The 17600-nt window shown below is 72.7% G+C and carries 16 protein-coding genes; 6 read left to right on the top strand and 10 right to left on the bottom strand.

Translation table 11 applies throughout. The features are described 5' to 3' along the window. Positions 1-29 precede the first annotated feature (29 nt). From ACIBF7_RS06695 to ACIBF7_RS06720, 6 genes are read right to left on the bottom strand one after another with little or no spacing between them, the layout of a single operon-like run. Positions 30-1463: a DUF1116 domain-containing protein gene (locus ACIBF7_RS06695; RefSeq protein WP_271280108.1), complete on the bottom strand. Its 1434-nt coding sequence runs from the start codon at positions 1461-1463 to the stop codon at positions 30-32. Then, positions 1450-3033 carry an argininosuccinate lyase gene (locus ACIBF7_RS06700; protein WP_397196600.1) on the bottom strand — a complete coding sequence of 528 codons (1584 nt, stop codon included), beginning with the start codon at positions 3031-3033 and terminating at the stop codon, positions 1450-1452. Before ACIBF7_RS06700 ends, ACIBF7_RS06695 begins: the two co-directional genes overlap by 14 nt. Then, positions 3030-4160, bottom strand: a complete 1131-nt coding sequence (locus ACIBF7_RS06705) for a 1-aminocyclopropane-1-carboxylate deaminase/D-cysteine desulfhydrase (RefSeq protein WP_397196601.1) — start codon at positions 4158-4160, stop codon at positions 3030-3032. The genes ACIBF7_RS06700 and ACIBF7_RS06705 overlap by 4 nt, the downstream gene beginning before the upstream one ends. Next, entirely contained in the window at positions 4151-5353 is a 1203-nt protein-coding gene (locus ACIBF7_RS06710; protein ID WP_219545508.1) for an adenylosuccinate lyase family protein, read from the bottom strand. Before ACIBF7_RS06710 ends, ACIBF7_RS06705 begins: the two co-directional genes overlap by 10 nt. Continuing rightward, entirely contained in the window at positions 5350-6264 is a 915-nt protein-coding gene (locus ACIBF7_RS06715; RefSeq protein ID WP_148034939.1) for a hypothetical protein, read from the bottom strand. The genes ACIBF7_RS06710 and ACIBF7_RS06715 overlap by 4 nt, the downstream gene beginning before the upstream one ends. Continuing rightward, on the bottom strand, positions 6261-7082 hold the full coding sequence (locus ACIBF7_RS06720) for a phosphosulfolactate synthase (protein WP_271280103.1): 822 nt from the start codon (positions 7080-7082) through the stop codon (positions 6261-6263). Before ACIBF7_RS06720 ends, ACIBF7_RS06715 begins: the two co-directional genes overlap by 4 nt. A gap of 83 nt (positions 7083-7165) precedes the next feature. Between ACIBF7_RS06720 and ACIBF7_RS06725 the strand changes: the two genes are divergently transcribed. After that, positions 7166-8119, top strand: a complete 954-nt coding sequence (locus tag ACIBF7_RS06725) for an AIR synthase related protein (protein WP_397196602.1) — start codon at positions 7166-7168, stop codon at positions 8117-8119. A gap of 32 nt (positions 8120-8151) precedes the next feature. On the opposite strand, the gene ACIBF7_RS06730 is transcribed toward ACIBF7_RS06725, so the two are convergent. From ACIBF7_RS06730 to ACIBF7_RS06740, 3 genes are all read right to left on the bottom strand, one after another. Then, entirely contained in the window at positions 8152-8646 is a 495-nt protein-coding gene (locus tag ACIBF7_RS06730) for an MSMEG_0567/Sll0786 family nitrogen starvation N-acetyltransferase (RefSeq protein WP_148034942.1), read from the bottom strand. After that, positions 8615-9784, bottom strand: coding sequence for an MSMEG_0568 family radical SAM protein (locus ACIBF7_RS06735; protein WP_397196603.1), 1170 nt, complete (start codon positions 9782-9784; stop codon positions 8615-8617). Before ACIBF7_RS06735 ends, ACIBF7_RS06730 begins: the two co-directional genes overlap by 32 nt. Before the next feature lie 179 nt (positions 9785-9963). Next, positions 9964-10620 (bottom strand): hypothetical protein, encoded by a 657-nt coding sequence (locus ACIBF7_RS06740; protein ID WP_397196604.1) that lies wholly within the window; start codon positions 10618-10620, stop codon positions 9964-9966. A gap of 114 nt (positions 10621-10734) precedes the next feature. Here ACIBF7_RS06740 and ACIBF7_RS06745 point away from each other — a divergent pair, with 114 nt between their 5' ends. The 5 genes from ACIBF7_RS06745 to ACIBF7_RS06765 all read left to right on the top strand — a co-directional run bounded on the left by ACIBF7_RS06745 (position 10735) and on the right by ACIBF7_RS06765 (position 16418). Beyond that, positions 10735-11673, top strand: coding sequence for a carbamate kinase (locus tag ACIBF7_RS06745; protein ID WP_364231756.1), 939 nt, complete (start codon positions 10735-10737; stop codon positions 11671-11673). After that, positions 11670-13217, top strand: coding sequence for an FdrA family protein (locus ACIBF7_RS06750; RefSeq protein WP_397196605.1), 1548 nt, complete (start codon positions 11670-11672; stop codon positions 13215-13217). The genes ACIBF7_RS06745 and ACIBF7_RS06750 overlap by 4 nt, the downstream gene beginning before the upstream one ends. Then, the gene (locus ACIBF7_RS06755; RefSeq protein ID WP_271276064.1) at positions 13214-14392 is read left to right on the top strand and encodes an MSMEG_0565 family glycosyltransferase; all 1179 of its coding nucleotides are present in this window, start codon (positions 13214-13216) and stop codon (positions 14390-14392) included. The genes ACIBF7_RS06750 and ACIBF7_RS06755 overlap by 4 nt, the downstream gene beginning before the upstream one ends. A 129-nt stretch (positions 14393-14521) precedes the next feature. Beyond that, positions 14522-14983 carry a hypothetical protein gene (locus ACIBF7_RS06760; protein WP_397196606.1) on the top strand — a complete coding sequence of 154 codons (462 nt, stop codon included), beginning with the start codon at positions 14522-14524 and terminating at the stop codon, positions 14981-14983. Positions 14984-15023: 40 nt separating this feature from the next. Continuing rightward, positions 15024-16418 carry a carboxylesterase/lipase family protein gene (locus ACIBF7_RS06765; protein WP_397196607.1) on the top strand — a complete coding sequence of 465 codons (1395 nt, stop codon included), beginning with the start codon at positions 15024-15026 and terminating at the stop codon, positions 16416-16418. Here ACIBF7_RS06765 and ACIBF7_RS06770 read toward each other — a convergent pair. Next, positions 16390-17511 (bottom strand): PucR family transcriptional regulator, encoded by a 1122-nt coding sequence (locus tag ACIBF7_RS06770; RefSeq protein WP_397196608.1) that lies wholly within the window; start codon positions 17509-17511, stop codon positions 16390-16392. The genes ACIBF7_RS06765 and ACIBF7_RS06770 overlap by 29 nt on opposite strands. Between the last annotated feature and the right edge of the window lie 89 nt (positions 17512-17600).

Below are 17600 nucleotides of genomic sequence, written 5' to 3' on the forward strand. Positions count from 1 at the left end.
CCCCGCGCGGAGCACGCCTCGCCTCCGGGTCAGCTCCCCAGCTTCGCGTCCAGCGCCATCATCGTGTCGACGAACGCCTGGACCGGCGCCGTGGCCACACCGGCGCCGACCTGGCCGCTGCCGTCGGCGTTGTGCAGGATCCCCGTCGTCACCTGCGGGGTGATGCCGAGCTCGACGACCTTGCGCACGTCGACGCCCACCGGTGAGCCCTTCATCCCCCACACCGGGATCATGAACCGGCTGGAGTTGCCCACGCACACCTGGTCGAGCTGCGTGGTCAGCTCGGCGGCGGCCGCCATGGTCCCGCCGACGATCTGGGCCACCGCCGGCGAACCGGCCGCGGCCGCGCCGCCGAGGCCCACGAGCTCCAGCACCGAGCTGTCCCCGATGTCCGGGGCGGCGTCCGCCTCACTGCGCCCCGGGTGGTAGAGCGCGCGCTCCACCATCGGCGCGGGCGCGAGGTGCCAGTCGGAGGACGGCCCGGCCAGCCAGGCGGCGAAGTCGGTCCCGTTGCGTGCCATGCCGGTCACGACCGAGCTGTTCTCGACCTCGGCGGCCCAGGCGGTCAGCGCCCGGGCGGCGGCCATGGCCAGCGTGAGGAACAGCAGGTGGTTGCCCGAGAGGAACGTCGCCGCCTCCGTCCGGCGGGGGTGGTCGCCCGACACCAGCGCGGGCAGCAGGTTGCGCAGCAGCAGGTTGGTCGCGGCCTGCGTGCGGACGTGCACGTCGTCGCCCATGGCGACCGCCTGCGCCGCCAGCGACATCACGTCGACCGGCCCGGCCTCGGCCAGGGCGGCGGCCAGCACCGGGCCGACCACCTCGCGCAGCAGCACCAGACGGTCGATCGCGCCGGGGGTGTCGCGGCCGAACCACGCCACGTCGCCGGGCCCCTGGCCGATCGGCGCGTAGGTGGTGACGCCGGCGTCGGCGAGTTCGACGGCCCACACGGGCGTGCCCGGCCCCATCGCCGTCGCCATCGGCACGACCACGCCGTGCGCGTTGGCCGGCTCCAGCCGTACGGAACCGTCCAGGAGCAGGGCGTCGGCCTCCTCGGGGTCGCGCGCCCACCCCTCGGCGCAGACCGCGGCGCGCATCGAGCGGCGCAACGGGTCGACCGTGTCCTCGATCGCGATGCGCGGCCCGCAGTGCAGGAGCACCCGGCCCTCGGCCAGGATCGGGATCACCTCGCCTGCGGTCCGCACGCCGACCAGCTGCGGCGCGCCCCGGTCCAGCCGCCGGAAGACCTCCTTGTTGGCGGCGTCGATCGTCGCCGCGTGCCGGCCGTAGAGGCGGCGAAGAGCCGCGACCACCTCGGCGTCACCGCCACCGGGAATCCGCCAGTCGACCTGGACCACCGGGCGCTTCTGCTCGGCGATCGCCTCGGCGAACAGCGGCAGGCCGATGTTGACGACGTTCACCTCCCCGGGAAGGCGCACCGGGGTGGCGGTATCAGTGGCGTTCATCGGTTTCTCCCTTGATGTCGTTCCCCTCGGCGGGGTCCCCCTTGATGAAGTTCTCCGCGAGCGCGACCAGCGCGGCCTCGGAGTGCTCGAACGAGGCACGCGCCGCCCGCGCGCGGCCCAGCAACGCGGTCGCCTCCGCGAGACAGTCGGCGGCCATCGCCTCGACCACGGGCGGGGCCGCTCCGCCGGCCAGCGTCCGCGTCTCCACGATGTGCCGGGGGTCGAGGATCTCGGTGAGGTCCCGGCCCTCCAGCCCGAGGGAGATCCCGGCGTACTGCTGGGCGGCGGACTCCAGCCGGGCCGCGTCGAGGTCGATGCCGCGCAGCCCTTCCCTGCTCGCCTCCCGCACGGCGATCCCGACCACCTGGTAGGCGGTCCGGTAGTCCACCCGGCAGGTCTGCATGACGAACTCCGCCAGGTCGGTCGCCTGGCTGAAGCCCGACTCCAGGGCCTCCCACATCCGGTCGGCGTTCACCGTCATGCTGCGGATGACCCCGCTGGTCAGCCTCGTCGTACGCAGCGCCAGGTCCAGCGCGCGGGGGATCTCGCCGTACGCGTAGATCAGGTTGTCGCTGCGGGCCGACGGACTCTTGCTGACGGCGAGGAACCCGGTGAGCCGGCCGATCAGGGTGCCGGAGGCGCCGCGGATGATCGAGAGGGCGTACGGGTTGCGCTTCTGCGGCATGAGCACGCTGGAACGGCTGAACCCGTCGGCGATGGTGATGTAGTCGAACTCGTTGCTGGCCCAGATCTCCAGGTCCTCGGCCAGCTTGCTCTGCGTGGTCAGCAGGCTGGACGCGTGCGACAGCGCCGCGATGAGCCCGTCGATCTGCCACATGGCGTCGCGCGTGTGCTGGATGAAACCCTCGAAGCCGAGCAGTTCGGCGACCCTGCCCCGGTCGGCCAGCAGCCGGCTGCCGTTGACGCAGCCCGCCCCGCCCGGACTGGTGTTGACCCAGGTCAGGGCGTCCATGAGCCGCTCGGCGTCGCGCAGGACCGGGTAGGCGAAACTGACCAGGTAGTGGCCGAACGTGGAGGGCTGCGCGTGCTGCAGGTAGGTCTGGTCGGGCAGCCACGTCGTGCTGTTGCCCGCCGCGACCTTCGCGATGGCCTGCGCCAGCTCCGCCGACGCCTCGATCAGGTCCTCCAGGACGCTCCGCACGTGCAGCCGCAGGGCGATGCGCACCGCCTCGCGCCGCGGCCGGCCGGCGTGCAGCCACCCGGCGTCGTCACCGATCTGGGCGGTGAAGTACCGCTCCCGCGAGTTGTACGGCTCGCCGAACGCCGGGTCGTAGGGGAAGTCCTCGGCCGGGGTGCGCACGGCCCGGAGCAGCACCCGCATGAGCTGCTCGGCGGCGCTGTAGGGGACCACCCCGCGTTCGTGCAGATCGACGAGGTGCGCGAGGTCGGCGAGGTTGAGGCCCGCGTGCAGCAGCGGCGAGTCGGCGTTCTCCAGCGCGAACCCGCTGTCGATCAGCTCCTGGGCCGGGCCTTCCACCGGTGGGCCCAGGCGGTCGAGCCCGCCCCGGTGGTGCGCCGAGGGTGCGGACGGCAGTCCGTCGTCGATCATCGTGCCTCCCATCCGGCGACGGCGTCGAGCAGGCCGCCGGTGTGCCAGAGAACTGTGGTCAGGTCGGGGTCGTGGCGTCGTTCGCCGAGGATGCGCGGGAGGGCGCCCAGCGCCTTCGCGGTGTAGACGGGGTCGAGGACGACCCCTGAGGCGCGCAGCGCCAGCCGCGCGGCGCGCTCGCCCTCCTCCGAAGGGCGGGCGTGCCCGGGGCCGCGGGCGTCCTCCACCACGACATCGGACGCCTCCGGGATCTCGGTCCCCATCAACCGGGCGCACCCCTCGCCGAGCTCGAGTATCCGCCGCGCGGTCTCGTCCGGCGGCCGGCTGACCGAGGCGCCACGAATCAGCATCCGGCGCCCCGACGCCACGGCCCCGGACACCAGCCCGGCCTGCGTCCCCCCAGACCCCGCCGCCACGACAACCACAACAGGCCCCACAAGCCGGCCCTCAACGTGAGCCCCGGCTTGTGCCCCGGACCGGCCCTCAGAGTGAGGCCCGTGCTGGGCCGCGGTTTGGTCCCCGGGCTGGGGCGCGGCTTGGGGTACGAGTTGGGTGGCGAGTTCGAGGGCTGCCAGGTGGAAGCCGGTCGCGCCGAGTGGGGTCGCGCCGCCGCGTGGTACGGCGAAGGCGGTCTGGCCGAGTTCGCCGGCCGCCCTCTCGATCGCGACGTCGACGAAGGCGCGGTCAGGGTCGTGGGTCCATCGGATCTCCGCGCCCCAGTGGCGGGCCGCCAGCAGGTTGGGGTGCGAGGTCTGGGGAGGCGATCCGGCGTAGATCAGTACGCAGCGCAGGCCCGCCCAGGCGGCGGCCGCTGCTGCGGCCTGGCAGAAGTTCGAACCGGGCGTCCCGCCGGTCACCAGCACACGCGCCCCGGACTCACGGGCGGCCGCGATCAGCATCTCCAGCTGACGCGCCTTGTTCCCGGCCACCGCGAAGCCGGTGAGGTCGTCCCGCTTGAGCAGCATCCGCCCGCGCACGCCCAGCGCCTCGGCCAGCCGTGGCGCCTCCACCAGGGGAGTGGGCAACACGGCCAGCTCGGCCCGGGGCGGTGCCACCCCTTGGTTCTCCCACGGCCGGCGCACCTGCCGGGGGTCGCGGGGGTCTGGGCGGTCTGGGGTTACGGCCATGAAGGCGACTCCTCCGACCTGGCGCGGCGGGCGCGGGCCACCACGAGGTCGACCATGGCTGCGGCCGCGCCGGCGTCGGACGGGTTCTGGGTGCCGCCCAGGTGGGTGCGCAGGTTGGCCGCCATCCGGTCCGAGCGCACCTCGAGTCCCTCGACGAGCTGGACCCCGAGCCTGAGCGCCGTGCCCGACAGCAGGCACACCTCGGGCAGCGCCACCCATTCGGCCTTCCAGGCCCGCCCGTCACGTTCGTGCTGGCTGACGACCGACTCCAGCAGCACCCCGGCGTTGGCCCTGACCAGCCGGGCCAGCGTGTTCAGGTGCTCGCTGCCCTCGGGGTTGCGCTTGTGGTGCATCGTGATGCTGCCGACCACCCCTTCGGGACGCGGCTCGCCCAGCTCGCCGATCTCGGGGCGCTGCAGCTCGTACACCTCCTCGCCGATCCGCGCCAGCGTGCCGGTGACCAGGGCGAGCAGGCCGCCGAACTCGGCGATCCGGTCGCGGGCGCTCAGCCAGGAGATGACGGGGTCGGCCAGCCCGAGGTCGGCGCAGAAGCGGGCCCGTACGGCGAGTCCGCGGTCGCCGTACGCGACCAGGGTCCCGATGCCGCCGCCGAGCTGCCCGACGAGCCACCGCGGGGCGCCCTCGCGCAGCCTGTCGAGGTGCCGCCGGATCTCGTCCGCCCAGGACGCCGCCTTCCAGCCGAAGGTGGCCGGCGCCCCCGGCTGGCCGTGCGTCCGGCCCGCGATCGGGGTGTCGCGGTGCGCCACGGCCAGGTCGAGCAGGCGGTCCTCGATCCGGCGCAGGTCGCGCCAGACGATGCCGCCGACCGCGCGCGTCGCCAGCGAGGTCCAGGTGTCGGTGACGTCCTGGACGGTCGCGCCGACGTAGACGTGCTCGCGGGCCGGCTCGGGCAGGACCCGGCGCAGCTCGTGGATCAGGCCCAGGGTCGAGTGGCCGGTCTCGCGGGTGCCGCGCGCGACCCGGTCCAGGTCGAGCCGGTCGACGCGCAGCTCGGCGGTGATGGTCTCGGCGGCCCCTGCGGGTATGAGCCCTTCCGCCGCCTGCGCCCTGGCCAGCGCGGCCAGCACGTCGAGCCACCCCTGCAGGCGGCCCCGCTCGTCGAAGATCTGTCGCAGCTCGTCGGTGCCCCACAGGTGCGAGTAGACCGTCGAGTCCGAGATGCGCGCGCTCACGTCGCGTTCTCCCGCCCTTCCTCGGTGGTACGAAGCTCCTCGGCCAGGTCGGAGGCGGCGGCCAGCCCCGCCGAGACCAGGGTGAACGACGCTCCCCAGGGCACCACCACCGTGTCGCCGCGGGTCTCGATGTGCTCCTCCAGCAGGCAGCACTTGGTGAGCCGGGCCTCGCCGGGAGGGAGCGGCCTGCTGGCCGCCAGCGCGGCCGGGCAGATGTCGACCTGGGTCACGCCCGCCGCCCGGTCCGGATAGAAGTGGTCGTGGATGGCGCGCGAGCGGGCGCAGCCCAGCAGCAGCCAGTCCGCCTCGGGCGGCACCTCGTCGAGATAGGAGACCTCCGCCCCGGGGACCGTGATGCCGCCCCCTCGGCACGGCAGCAGGTAGTGGCCGGCCGGCTCGCGGGCGGCCATCTCCTCCAGGTCGACGACCTCTGACACGCACTCGGTCGCCGGCAGCTCCTCGGCGGTGTCGAGGACGCGCCGTACCTGGTCGACCAGCTTGGCCGGCCAGGGCGGGGCGACGTCGAGCACGTGCACGCGGCGCGGGACGGCGTCCAGCATGAAGTTGACGTGCCCGTAACGGCCGCGGACGACCACGCAGCGCGGGGCGTCGGCGATCCCGGACGCCGCGCGCAGCAGCTGACTGGGCACGGCGGTGTCGATGTCGGCCCGGTCCACGAGGATCGTCTCCTGGGGCGAGGCCAGCACGCGCACGTCGGTGACGTCGACGAACAGCTCCTCCTCGCCTGCCTTGGTGACCTCGACCAGGGCCAGTCCGTCGTCGTTGCGTGCCACCACGAACCGGGTCCTGCGATACACCTGGCGGCTCAGGAAGAACTCCCGCAGGGAACGCTCGTCGAGATCCACCGGGACGTCGGTGAACGCCACGGTCCGGTACTGATGCGGGATCATGGTGAATCCTCCAGTGGGAAAGTTCCCATCGTGTCTGAGCGCAGCCCCAGCCGGAGCGTCTCGACCGCCAGGGCGTCGGCCGGAGCGATGTTGCCGAGGTTCACGTTCGCGCCGTAACGCCGGATGAGCCAGGCCTGCTGCGCGCGAAGGGGCGCCTCGAACAGGGCGTTCTCCAGGCCCACCGCCGAGACGACCGCGTCGACGATCTCCGTGCGCACCTCGCCGGCCGGGTCGTACAGCCCGACGGTGCCGCTCTCGCGCCCCTCGGTCACCACCCAGCGCGCGCCCGCCTCCAGGTCGGCCCGCGCGTCGGCGCCCCACTGCCGGGCCGAAGGAGGCGTGTCGGGGTTCTTGACCCCGATCTCCGAGAGCACGACGAACCGGGACGCCGCCGCGCTGATCATCGCGTTCTTGTCGTCGCGCGGGATGGCCACCGAGCCGCACGACACCTCTATGCACGGGAACCCCACCGACTCGGCCCAGTCCATGAACCGGTCGAGCACGCCCTGCTGCCACGACACCTCCAGCAGGGTCCCCCCGGTGCAGGCCAGCACCTGGTGCGCGGCCAGCAGGTCGAGCTTGGCGTCCAGCGCCGGATCGATGTAGGCGGTGCCCCAGCCGAACTTCCACACGTCGATGCTCGCGGCGGCGGAGGACAGCCGGAGCTCGGCCTCGGCCACCGACATGCCGTTGTCGAGGACGTGCGAGATGCCGCGCCGGCGGGGCTTGGTCGTGCGCTCCGGAAGGGTGAGAAAGCCGGCGACCTGCGATGTCTGGCCGCGCGACGCTTCACGGTAGCGAACGGGGTGTCCTGTCACGGGAAAGGCTTCCTCACTAGAATGACGTCTTCAGCGCCTGCTCTGTCTGCCGGCGCCACCCACCGCATGGAAGAGAACTCATCGTGCCGATCAACGACCTCGACCACCTGGCACAACGGCTGCGCGGCCTTCCGGGCGTGACGGCCAAGAGCGCCATCGGGGCGGTCACCGACGTGTTCGGCGGCGGTGACTGGTGGTCCGGTCCCGGCGACGACGGAGCCGTGGTGCACGATCGCGGGCGCAACCTGATCGTCGGCGGGGAGGCGATGCTGCCCTCCTTCGTCGCGAAGGACCCCTACGGCGCCGGGGTGGCGGCCGTCCTGGCGAACGTGAACGACCTCGCCGCCATGGGCGCCCGTCCTCTCGCGATCGTCGACACGATCGTCGGCCCGCGCGAGGTCACCAGGAAGATCCTGGAAGGCCTCAAGTGGGCCGGCGAGACCTACCAGGTGCCCGTGGTGGGCGGGCACCTCACCGAGAGCGACGGCCCGCCGAGCCTGTCGGCGTTCGGTCTCGGCACCGCGGAGAAGGTGCTGTCGGCCACGCACGCCGCCCCCGGCCAGGCATTGATGCTCGCCTGCTGCCTCGACGGGCGCATGCGCGACGACTTCCTGTTCTTCCCGTCGTTCGACGAGCGGGGCGACCGCCTGGCGGGCGACGTCCGGGCCCTCGCCGAGGTGGCGGAGTCGGGCGCGGCGGTGGCCGCCAAGGACGTCAGCATGGCCGGCATGATCGGCTCGCTGGCCATGCTGCTGGAGGCCAACAGGCTGGGCGTCCAGGTGGACATGGACGAGCTCCCCGTGCCCGAGGGCGTGCCGGTCGCCGACTGGCTGTCCTGCTTCCCCTGCTTCGCCTTCCTGCTCACGACGCCTGACGACCGGGTCGAGGAGTGCGCCAAGGCCTTCACCGCGCGAGGGCTGACCGCGCGGCGGCTCGGCACCCTCGACGACACCGGCGAGGTGCGCCTGCGCGACGCCTCCGGCTCGGTCGTGGTCTTCGACCTCAACAAGGAGTCCGTCACCCGGCTGGGCCGCTGACACATGCCCGGCCTTCCTGACGTACGAAGTGATCACGTCAGGTCGATGCTCATCTGCTGGTGGGGCACGCCGACGTAGGCGACCGGGCCGCCCACCTTCGACCAGCCGAGCCGCCGGAAGAAGCTCACGTTGCCGAGCTGGACGTACGCGATCATGCGCGCGCCGCCGGCGGCCGCGGCGGTCTCCACCGCGTACCTGACCAGCGGGCCCCCCAGCCACAGGTGCCGATACTCCGGGAGCACCGCGAGCCGGTCCCCCTTCCACAGCCTCTCGCCGTCGGGCGCGGGGTAGCGGTACAGCCGGACCGTGCCGGCCGGCACGCCGTCGGCGAACGCGAGCACGTGGTGGACGCTGGGATCGCGGTCGAACTCGTCCTGGTCGGTCTGCTCGAACAGCGACTGCTCCGCCACGAAGACCGATCGCCGGATCCGGAGGTGCTCCTCCAGCTCCTCCGCCGCCGTCACCGTACGGCAGACGTGATGCGGCGCGGCCTGGTCAGAAAACGAGCGGGAGAGAGACGCGCCCATCGGGCACCACACCCTTCGTCGAACCAGAACCGGCACGTTCCAGGGCGGCCTGCCCCGAACACGCCTGGCAGCGTGCGCATCCCGCCATGACCCCGGTGGCGGTGAGCCCGCGTCGCAGCATGTGCGGGACGACCTGCCGGTAGATCCCCTCGACGTAGTCCGCTGACGGGGGCCGTTCGTCCTCCATGAGGCTGCCCGGGACCGGGCGCAGCGGGACGATGAACGGGTAGACGCCCATGTCCACCGCCCGGCGGCACATGTCCACCGTGAGGTCGGGGTCCTCGCCCATGCCGAGGATCACGTACGTCGAGACCTGTCCTTCGCCGAAGACCCGGACCGCGCGTTCCCAGGCGGAGAAGTACGCCTCGACGCCCCAGCGCGCCTTGCCCGGCGCGACCCGCGCGAGCACCTCGGGGTCGAAGGTCTCCACGTGGATGCCGACGGAGTCCACGCCCATGTCGCGGACCCGGTTGATCACGTCGAGGTCGGACGGCGGCTCGAACTGGACCTGCACCGGCAGCCCGGACGCCTCCTTCACGGCCTGGGCGCACCTGCCGACGTAGAGGGCGCCGCGGTCCGGGGTGGCGGTGCTGCCGGTGGTGAGCGTGGCGTCGACGGCGCCGTCCAGGTCGCGGGCCGCCACCGACACCTCCGCGAGCATCTCGGGCGTCTTCTTGGCGATCGTGCGACCGGCCGCGAGGGAGACCCCGATCCCGCAGAACGTGCACTGGTCGGAGTTGCCCCAGTAGGCACAGGTCTGCAGCACCGTGCTGGCCATGGAGTCCAGGTGCATGAGCGCGATCTGCCAGTAGGGGACGCCGTCGGCCGTCTTCAAGTCGTAGTACTTCGGCCGGGGAGCCAACGCCGCGTCCGCCAACCGGACCGAGCCCTCGTAGATGCCGAAACCGTCGTCCTCCTGCCGCAGGGCGTACGGGGAGTCACGCACGTAGTCGGCCGTGGTGGGAACCGTGGCCGGGCTTCCGTCGATCCACAGCATCCCCGCGTCGGCGGGACCGGCGCCGCCCTTCCGCGCCTCCATGGAGATCTCGGTCCGCAACCCCCGGCTCTGCAACCGGGCGATCAACTCGGCGAGTTCCTCCTGGTCGAGGGTCCGGTGGGTGTCGGGTGCCTCGGTCATGATGTGGCTCCTTGTCCGGGCCGACTCTTAACGGTGCTCGGCTAGACCGCCATGAAGGATGACGCATTTACTATAGGAAACTACTCTTTGACTACTATAGAAAGAATGTAGGGAGTGGCAACTAGGCGTCAGCGAATGACCGGGTATGCCCACAATCGCCCGGTCTGTGGCGTGTCTCATCAGGAGCCCTTGAGCCGGGTCACCCACACCTCCCGCTCCTCCGCGGAGGCGGCCTCGTGAAGGACGTGTCCCCCGTCGCCGGGCTCGCCTGAGGCGAGCCGGCCGGTCTCCAGGTCGATGCGCCCCCGCTCGACGGTGTGCACGCAGGCGGTGAACGTCTCGTCCGGTCGCGTCGTCACGAGCAGCGCCCGCCCGGTGGCGGGGTCGACCTCCAGCCGCCGGTACGGGACGAACGGATCTCCGGGACGGTAGCCGGACTCCTCCAGCACCAGCCATCCGGCGCCCGGTGCGGCCTGCGCGAGGGCGGCCAGGCGGTCGTCCAGCGTGACCTCTTCGAGCGCCTCCCGGTAGCGCATCGCGAACGCGGCGCCCGCGACGGCCTCGACGTCCAGGCCGTCGGACGTCAGCAGCTCGCTGGACTCGACCACCCGGCGCACCAGCTCGCGGTGCTCGGCCCAGGCTTCGACCAGCGGTTCGAGGCCCCGCCCGGACTCGCGGAGCCGCTGCGCGACCGCGCCGACCAGGCGCGTGGTCCTGAGGTAGATGTCCGGCTGGTGGGCGCTTCCGGCGAAGGCCCGCTCCGCGGCCGCGGTCCAGAGGCGGAGAAGCTCGCTCGCGGCCTGCCGGGCGTCGGGTGCGGGTCCTGGGTCACGCACACCCTCAGTCTCGGACATTTGATATTTCCTCCTGGACAGTTCACTATACTAAACGTTACATCTAGTATCGGATATTGAGGTAGGGGCGACCAAGCAGTGAGCAACGTAGCTGTGGTGGCTGTCGGCGGTAACGCCCTGACCCGCGCGGATCAGCCGGGTACAGCCGAGCAGATCGAGAGCAACGCCGCCCAGATGGCGTCGGGGATCTCGAACCTATGCGAGGCGGGTTGGTCGGTGGTCGTCGTCCACGGCAACGGCCCGCAGGTCGGCCATCTGGCGATCCAACAGGAGGGGAGCGTCGATCTGGTGCCACCGCAGCCGCTGTACTCGCTGAACGCGATGTCACAAGGGCAGCTCGGCAGCGTCCTGGTGCGCGCGATCGACACCATCCGGGGGCCCGGCACGGCCGTCGGCCTCATCTCGCACATGGTCGTCGACCCGCACGACCCCGCCTTCCGCACGCCCACCAAGCCCATCGGCCCCTTCTTCACCGAGACGGAGGCCGCGGCCATGGCCGAGCGGCGCGGCTGGGAGATGAGACAGGACGCCGGGCGGGGCTTCCGGCGGATGGTCCCCTCGCCCCATCCCACCGAGATGCTGGAGCTGTCCGCGGTCACGCCCCTGCTCGCGGCCGGCAAGGTGGTCCTCGCCGCCGGGGGCGGCGGAGTGGCCGTGGCCCGTGATGATCAGGGCCGCTATCACGGCGTGGACGCCGTGATCGACAAGGACTCGGCGGCCGCGCGCCTCGCCGGATCACTCAAGGCCACGATGATGATCCTGGTGACGGGGGTCGACGCGGTCATGGTCGACTACGGCACCCCGCGGGCCCGCGCCGTCCACGAGCTGTCTCTCGCGCAGGCCGAGCGGTATCTCGCCGAGGGCCAGTTCCCCGCCGGGAGCATGGGGCCCAAGATCCGGGCGGCCACCGACTTCGTACGGGAGAGCGGCGGGACCACCGTCATCACCTCGGCGGAGCGCATGCTCGAAGCCCTGGACCCGCAGAACCGTGTCGGCACGCACATCGTTCCCGAGCAAGCAATGAGCATCGCATGAGCACCCACGACAACCTCGCCCGCGTCCGCGTCGTCCGTGACACCTACCTCGACTCGCTCCGGCTGCTCGTCGCCACCTCGGTCATGGCCGAACAGGGCGGCGTCACCTGGGCGGGCGCCGTGATGGCGACGCCTTCAGGCCGGGAGAACCTGGAGGCCGAGGGCTTCGGCGCGGAGTCCGTCGGCCAGGCCGGGGCGAACGACCTCGTACTCGCCGTGCGCGCCGGTGACGAGGCCGCGGCGGAGGCCGCGCTCGCCGCCGGCGAGCAGGCCGCGTTCGAGGACGCCCGCGCCGAGTCCGGTGAGGCCGCCGCCGCGCCCCGCACCGTCAGCGGAGCCGTCGCGCAGATGCCGGACGCGTCCGTGGCGATCGTCTCCGTGCCCGGTGGTTACGCGGCGCTGGAGGCCCACCACGCGCTCTCCCAAGGGCTGCACGTCCTGCTGTTCAGCGACAACGTCTCGCTGGACGAGGAAGCGGAGCTCAAGAAGCGGGGGAACGAGCTCGGCCTGCTGGTCATGGGGCCGGGGGCGGGCACCGCGGTGATCTCCGGCACCGGTCTCGGGTTCGCCAACGCGGTACGCCGCGGGCCGGTCGGCGTCGTCGCCGCCGCCGGCACCGGGGCGCAGGAGGTGTCGGCCCTGCTCGACCGCTGGGGCGTCGGCGTCTCGCACGTGATCGGCGTCGGCGGCCGTGACCTGTCCGAGGCCATCGGCGGGCGGATGGCCAAGGCGGCCGTGCGCGCTCTCGACGAGGACCCCGACACCGAGGTGATCCTGCTGGTGTCCAAGCCGCCGAGCGAGGCGGTCGCCCACAGCGTGCTGGAAGAGTGCGGGTCCACCCCGGCGGTGGCCGCGTTCCTCGGCCTCTCGGAGATGGAGCCGCCGTCCGGGGTGCGGATGGCGCGGACGCTGGAGGAGGGCGCGCTCACCGCCGCCCGGCTCGCAGGCAAGACCCCTCCGGCCACCTCCGAAGGCCTGCGCGCCCAGGTGGAGGAGCGGCTCGGCGCCCTGGGCGACGAGCGGCGCACCGTCCGCGGCTACTACTCCGGCGGAACGCTCTGCTACGAGGCCCAGGTGATCATCAACGAGCTGCTGGGCGAGGTGTACTCCAACGAGCCGCTCCTGCCCGGCAACACGGTCCCCGCTCCGCCCGGCTCGAACGTGCTGCTCGACCTGGGCGCGGAGGAGTACACCGTCGGCAGGCCGCATCCGATGATCGACCCCGGCAACCGCATACAGATCCTCCGCCAGGAGGCCCGCGATCCCGAGGTCGCGGTGGTGCTGCTCGACGTGGTGCTCGGCTACGGCTCGCACGAGGACCCGGCGGGGCAGCTCGCACCGGTGCTCGGCGAGATCATGGCCGACGGCGGCCCGCAGGTCGTCGCGTACGTCCTCGGCTCCGACACCGATCCCCAGGGCTACGCCAGGCAGCGCGCGACGCTGGAGGGGATCGGCTGCCTGGTGACCGAGACCGCGGCGCGCGCCGCGTACACGGCGGCGGCCATCGCGAGCCGCCGCCCTGAACTAACGGAGTCCCACCGGTGACAGAACACCTCCGCCTTCCTCCCGTCGCCCTGATCACCTACAGCACCCGGCCGAGGGGCGGCGTCGCGCACACGCTGGCGCTGGGCGAGGCGATGCACGCGCTCGGCCAGGACGTCCTGATCATCGGCCTCGGTGACCCGGGCAAGGGGTTCTTCCGGCCGGTCGCCGCCCCGACCCACGTCGTCACCGCGCCCGTCACCACCGGCGGGCTGGAGGAGAAGGTCGCGGCGAACATCGACGCCCTGGAGGCGGCCCTGGCCGACCTCGCCCCCGCCTACCCCATCCTGCACACCCAGGACTGCATCGCGGCCCGTGCGGCGGCCCGCGTGCGCGACGCCGGGATCCCCAGCAGGGTCGTCCGCACCGTCCACCACGTGGACGACTTCGACAGCGAGATCCTGATGGACTGCCAGCGCCAGGCCATCCTGGAGCCGGACCAGATCCTGGTGGTCACCAAGATCTGGCAGGACATCCTGCGGGAGGACTACGGAGTCCTGGCCGACGTGGTGCCCAACGGCGTGGATCCGGCCCGCTACAGCCGGCACTCCCCGGAGGTCGTGGCACGGCTGCGGGCCCGGGTCGGCGCGACCGACCGGCCGCTGCTGCTGTCCGTCGGCGGCATCGAGCCGCGCAAGGGCAGCGACACGCTGGTGGCCGCGCTGTCCAGGCTGGTCGGCGAACGTACGCCGCCGCCCGTGCTGGCCGTGCTCGGCGGCCACTCCTTCCAGGACCACCGCGCCTACAGGGAGAAGGTGCTGGCGAGCCTGGACGCCCTCGGCCTGACCCTGGGCAAGGACGTCGTCGAACTCGGCACCGTGCCCGAGGACGAGATGGCGGCGTGGTACGCGGCGGCGGACGTGCTGGCGTTCCCTTCCGTGAAGGAGGGGTTCGGCCTGGCCGCCCTGGAGGCGATGGCGGCCGGTCTTCCCGTGGTCACCAGCGACATCCCGGTGTTCAGGGAGTGGCTGGTCCCCGGCCGCGACGCCCTGCTGACCCCCGTCGGCGACGCGGGAGCGCTGGCCGACGCGCTCTCGGCCGTGCTCGACGACGAGGCCCTCCGCGCCCGGCTCCGCACCGCGGGCCTGAGCCTGGCCGACCGCTACACGTGGACCGCCAGCGCCCGCCGGCACCTGGAGCTGTACGCCGGCAGCCCGGAGGCGCTCACCGCACACTGACACCGCTCACCGCGCCGAAGGGCACGGACGGAGTGTGCATTCGGCCACTGACCTGCCGCGCCGCCTGCCGCACCCTGAGGTTGCCCGCGTTTCGCCATGGAACGCCGGTCGACCAGAGGGAGTAACGGCATGCGATCTCACAAGCTCGTCCTCGCGCTGGCGCTGACGGTGGGCCTGGCCGTGTCCGCGGCCCCGGCCGCCGCGACGAGCACGGCCGGCACCTGCCGGGTGGAGCTGAACTTCGTCGACGCCTACGACACCGACGAGAACAACGGCGACGAGATCCGGATCAACCTCGCCGGGTACATGTACCCCGGCGGCGGCCGGTACGTCGCCATGAACAACGGTGACCGCGCCTATTCCGGCAACTTCGCCAACCCGGCCACCACCATCGGCACCACCGGGTCGGCGCTGTTCAGCCTGCGCGAGGTCACCCTGCCCGTCGTCGGCCAGGGCGACGTGCTCGGCTCGGTCACCGCCTGGGGCTTCACCTGCGCCACGCTCTCCACGGGCGAGGTCCAGGAGATCCCGCAGCACATCTTCGGCAGCGGCTACTGGTACTACATGAGCCTCGTGATGACCGGCCTGTAGGCGCCTTGTTTCCGACCGATCGATCGGTAGGATTCGGGCCATGGACATCATCGCGGTCACCCGGCACGGCAAGGTGCGTGGCCACCTCCAGGACGGGATCCCGGTCTTCCGCGGCATCCCCTACGCGGCCGCGCCCTTCGGGGCCGAACGCTTCCGCGCCCCCGCGCCCGTGCGCCCCTGGGAGGGGGTCCGTGACGCGCTGCGGTTCGGGCCGACCGCGCCCAAGCGTCCCTACCGGCCGCCGCTCGACCGGCTCATCCCCGAGGAGCCGATCCCCGGCGACGAGTGCCTCAACCTGAATGTCTGGACACCGGGCGTGGACGACGGCGCCCGCCCGGTGATGGTCTGGATCCACGGCGGTTCCCTGCGCAACGGCTCGTCGAGCATGCCGCTGTACGACGGCCACGCCTTCGCCCGCGACGGGGTGGTGCTGGTCTCGATCAACTACCGGCTCGGCGTGGAGGGCTTCGGCGTCTTCCCGGACGCGCCGGACAACCGCGGCCTGCTCGACCAGGTCGCCGCGCTGGAATGGGTACGCGACAACATCGCGGCCTTCGGCGGCGACCCCGGCAACGTCACCGTGTTCGGCGAGTCGGCGGGGGCGATCAGCATCGGCGCGCTGCTCACCAGCCCGCGGGCGAAGAGGCTGTTCCACCGGGCGATCATGCAGAGCGGCCCCCCGCACACGGCCACGCGCGAGGAGGCCGCCAAGATCGTCAAGCTGATGGCGGCCGAGCTGGGCGTGCCCGCCACGGCCGGGGCCTTCGCCGCCGTCGACCGCGAGCGGCTGCTCGACACCCAGGCCGAGGTCGTCGGCAAGGCGAACCCGATCACCGGCGGCCCCGCCTTCCACATCGTGGCCGAGCCCGGGGCCGCCCCGGTCGAGGCCGACCTCCTCATCGGCGCCAACCGGGAGGAGTACCGCCTCTGGTTCGTGCCCACCGGCGCCGTGGACCGGGTCAGCCGCCTGACCCTGCGCCTGGCCCTGCTGAAGTTCCGCATCCCCGCCCGCGCCGCCCGGCTCTACCGGTCCGCCCGGCCCGGTGCCAGGCCCGGCGAGATCCTCGGCGAGATGGCCACCGACCTGCTCATGCGGGGCCCGCTCAACCGCCTGGCCGACTCCGTGGAACGGGCCCACGTCTACGAGTTCGCCTGGCGGTCACCGGTCATGGACCTGGGCGCATGCCACGGCCTGGAGATCGGCTTCGTCTTCGACAACCTCCGGCACTGCCGTGAGCTGGCCGGCGACGACGCCCCGCAGGAGCTGGCCGACGCCATGCACCGGGCCTGGGTCGCCTTCGCCAAGACCGGCGACCCGGGTTGGCAGCGGTGGGACTCCTCCCGGCCCGTCATGGTCTTCGACTCGCCGGGCTCCGGCGTCGTCCACGCCCCCAGGGACGAGGAGCTCAGGATCTGGCTAGATCGCGAGCGGTGACAGCCGCCTCCAGCAGCCGCGCCTGCGCGGGCACCGCCAGATCCAGCCCGGTCAGCAGGCTCACCCGCCGCAGCCGGTAGTCGAGCGTGTTGCGATGGATGTGCAGGTCGAGCGCGGTCCGGCGGCGGTTGTGCCCCCGGTGGACGAACGCGCGCAACGTCTCCAGCAGGTGGGGATGGCCGTCGAGCGGCGCCAGCTTGGCGGCCAGCCGTGACAGGCCCGCGCCCGGCCGCGCGAGCTGGTGCTCCAGCAGCACGTCGTCGAAGCGGTAGAGGCCCGGCGGCCTGCCGAGCCTGCGCACCAGCTCCATCACCGCGCGGGCCTCCCGCGCCGCCTCCGGGATGCGCGCGGGCTCCTCCGCCAGGGCCGCGGCGACGAGCAGGGGCCGTCCCACGACGTCGGCCAGCCTGTCCGCGAGCGGCTCCGGCGGGCACCCGTCAGGCAGCAGCGCGACCCCGTCGACGTGGTCCATCAGCACCAGCGACCCGGTGTGCGCGTCCATCGCCGACTGCACGAGCCGGGTCGGCGGCGCGGGCTGCCCGAAGTCGAAGAGCACCACCTCGTGCGCCTGGCCCACCTCCACGCCCGCCGCCTCGGCCAGGCTCTCGTACGGCCGGCCGCTCAGCAGCGCGCCGATGAGCGCCCGTCGCACCCGCTTGTCCTCGCTCCTGATGTCCTCCTGCGCCTGCTGGTGGGCCAGGGCGACGGCGGGCATCGCCGTACGCAGGTAGCCGAGCAGCCCTTCACCGGCCTCGGCCAGCTCGCCGGGCCCGGCCGCCTCGGTCAGCGCCCGCCACCAGACCTCGGCGCCGATGAGGTAGGCGCTCACCGCCGCCTCCAGCGGCAGCCGCTCCTCGGCCCGGCGCGCCGACCACTCGATGATGCGCGTCAGATCGCCCGGCCCCACCGCGTCGTGCCTGCGGAGCGTGCGCAGCAGCATCGCCAGGACGGCCGAGACCGAACGGGTCACCTCACCGCTCAGGGTCTCCGGCGGCAGCTCCCGGTAGAACGGGATCTCGGCGGCGCACCGGGCGACCACCGCGGAAGTGAGCTCCCGCACCCTCGGGGCCATCCGGCTGTGGAGGTCGGACATCCCGGGATCGTCACATTGCCCAAACCGCACCGTCAATCCTTGCCCCAAGTGCGCAAAGACGGCGGCTCCCGGCGCAACCAGGATGGCGG

The organism is Nonomuraea sp. NPDC050478 (genome assembly GCF_044458265.1).
Taxonomy (GTDB): domain Bacteria; phylum Actinomycetota; class Actinomycetes; order Streptosporangiales; family Streptosporangiaceae; genus Nonomuraea; species Nonomuraea ferruginea.

Coding starts and splice junctions, on each gene's coding strand:
- ACIBF7_RS06750 (WP_397196605.1), top strand. CDS start 11,670: ATGAGCACCCACGACAACCTCGCCCGCGTCCGCGTCGTCCGTGACACC.
- ACIBF7_RS06695 (WP_271280108.1), bottom strand. CDS start 1,463: ATGAACGCCACTGATACCGCCACCCCGGTGCGCCTTCCCGGGGAGGTG.
- ACIBF7_RS06730 (WP_148034942.1), bottom strand. CDS start 8,646: ATGGGCGCGTCTCTCTCCCGCTCGTTTTCTGACCAGGCCGCGCCGCAT.
- ACIBF7_RS06760 (WP_397196606.1), top strand. CDS start 14,522: ATGCGATCTCACAAGCTCGTCCTCGCGCTGGCGCTGACGGTGGGCCTG.
- ACIBF7_RS06765 (WP_397196607.1), top strand. CDS start 15,024: ATGGACATCATCGCGGTCACCCGGCACGGCAAGGTGCGTGGCCACCTC.
- ACIBF7_RS06705 (WP_397196601.1), bottom strand. CDS start 4,160: ATGGCCGTAACCCCAGACCGCCCAGACCCCCGCGACCCCCGGCAGGTG.
- ACIBF7_RS06735 (WP_397196603.1), bottom strand. CDS start 9,784: ATGACCGAGGCACCCGACACCCACCGGACCCTCGACCAGGAGGAACTC.
- ACIBF7_RS06715 (WP_148034939.1), bottom strand. CDS start 6,264: ATGATCCCGCATCAGTACCGGACCGTGGCGTTCACCGACGTCCCGGTG.
- ACIBF7_RS06770 (WP_397196608.1), bottom strand. CDS start 17,511: ATGTCCGACCTCCACAGCCGGATGGCCCCGAGGGTGCGGGAGCTCACT.
- ACIBF7_RS06700 (WP_397196600.1), bottom strand. CDS start 3,033: ATGATCGACGACGGACTGCCGTCCGCACCCTCGGCGCACCACCGGGGC.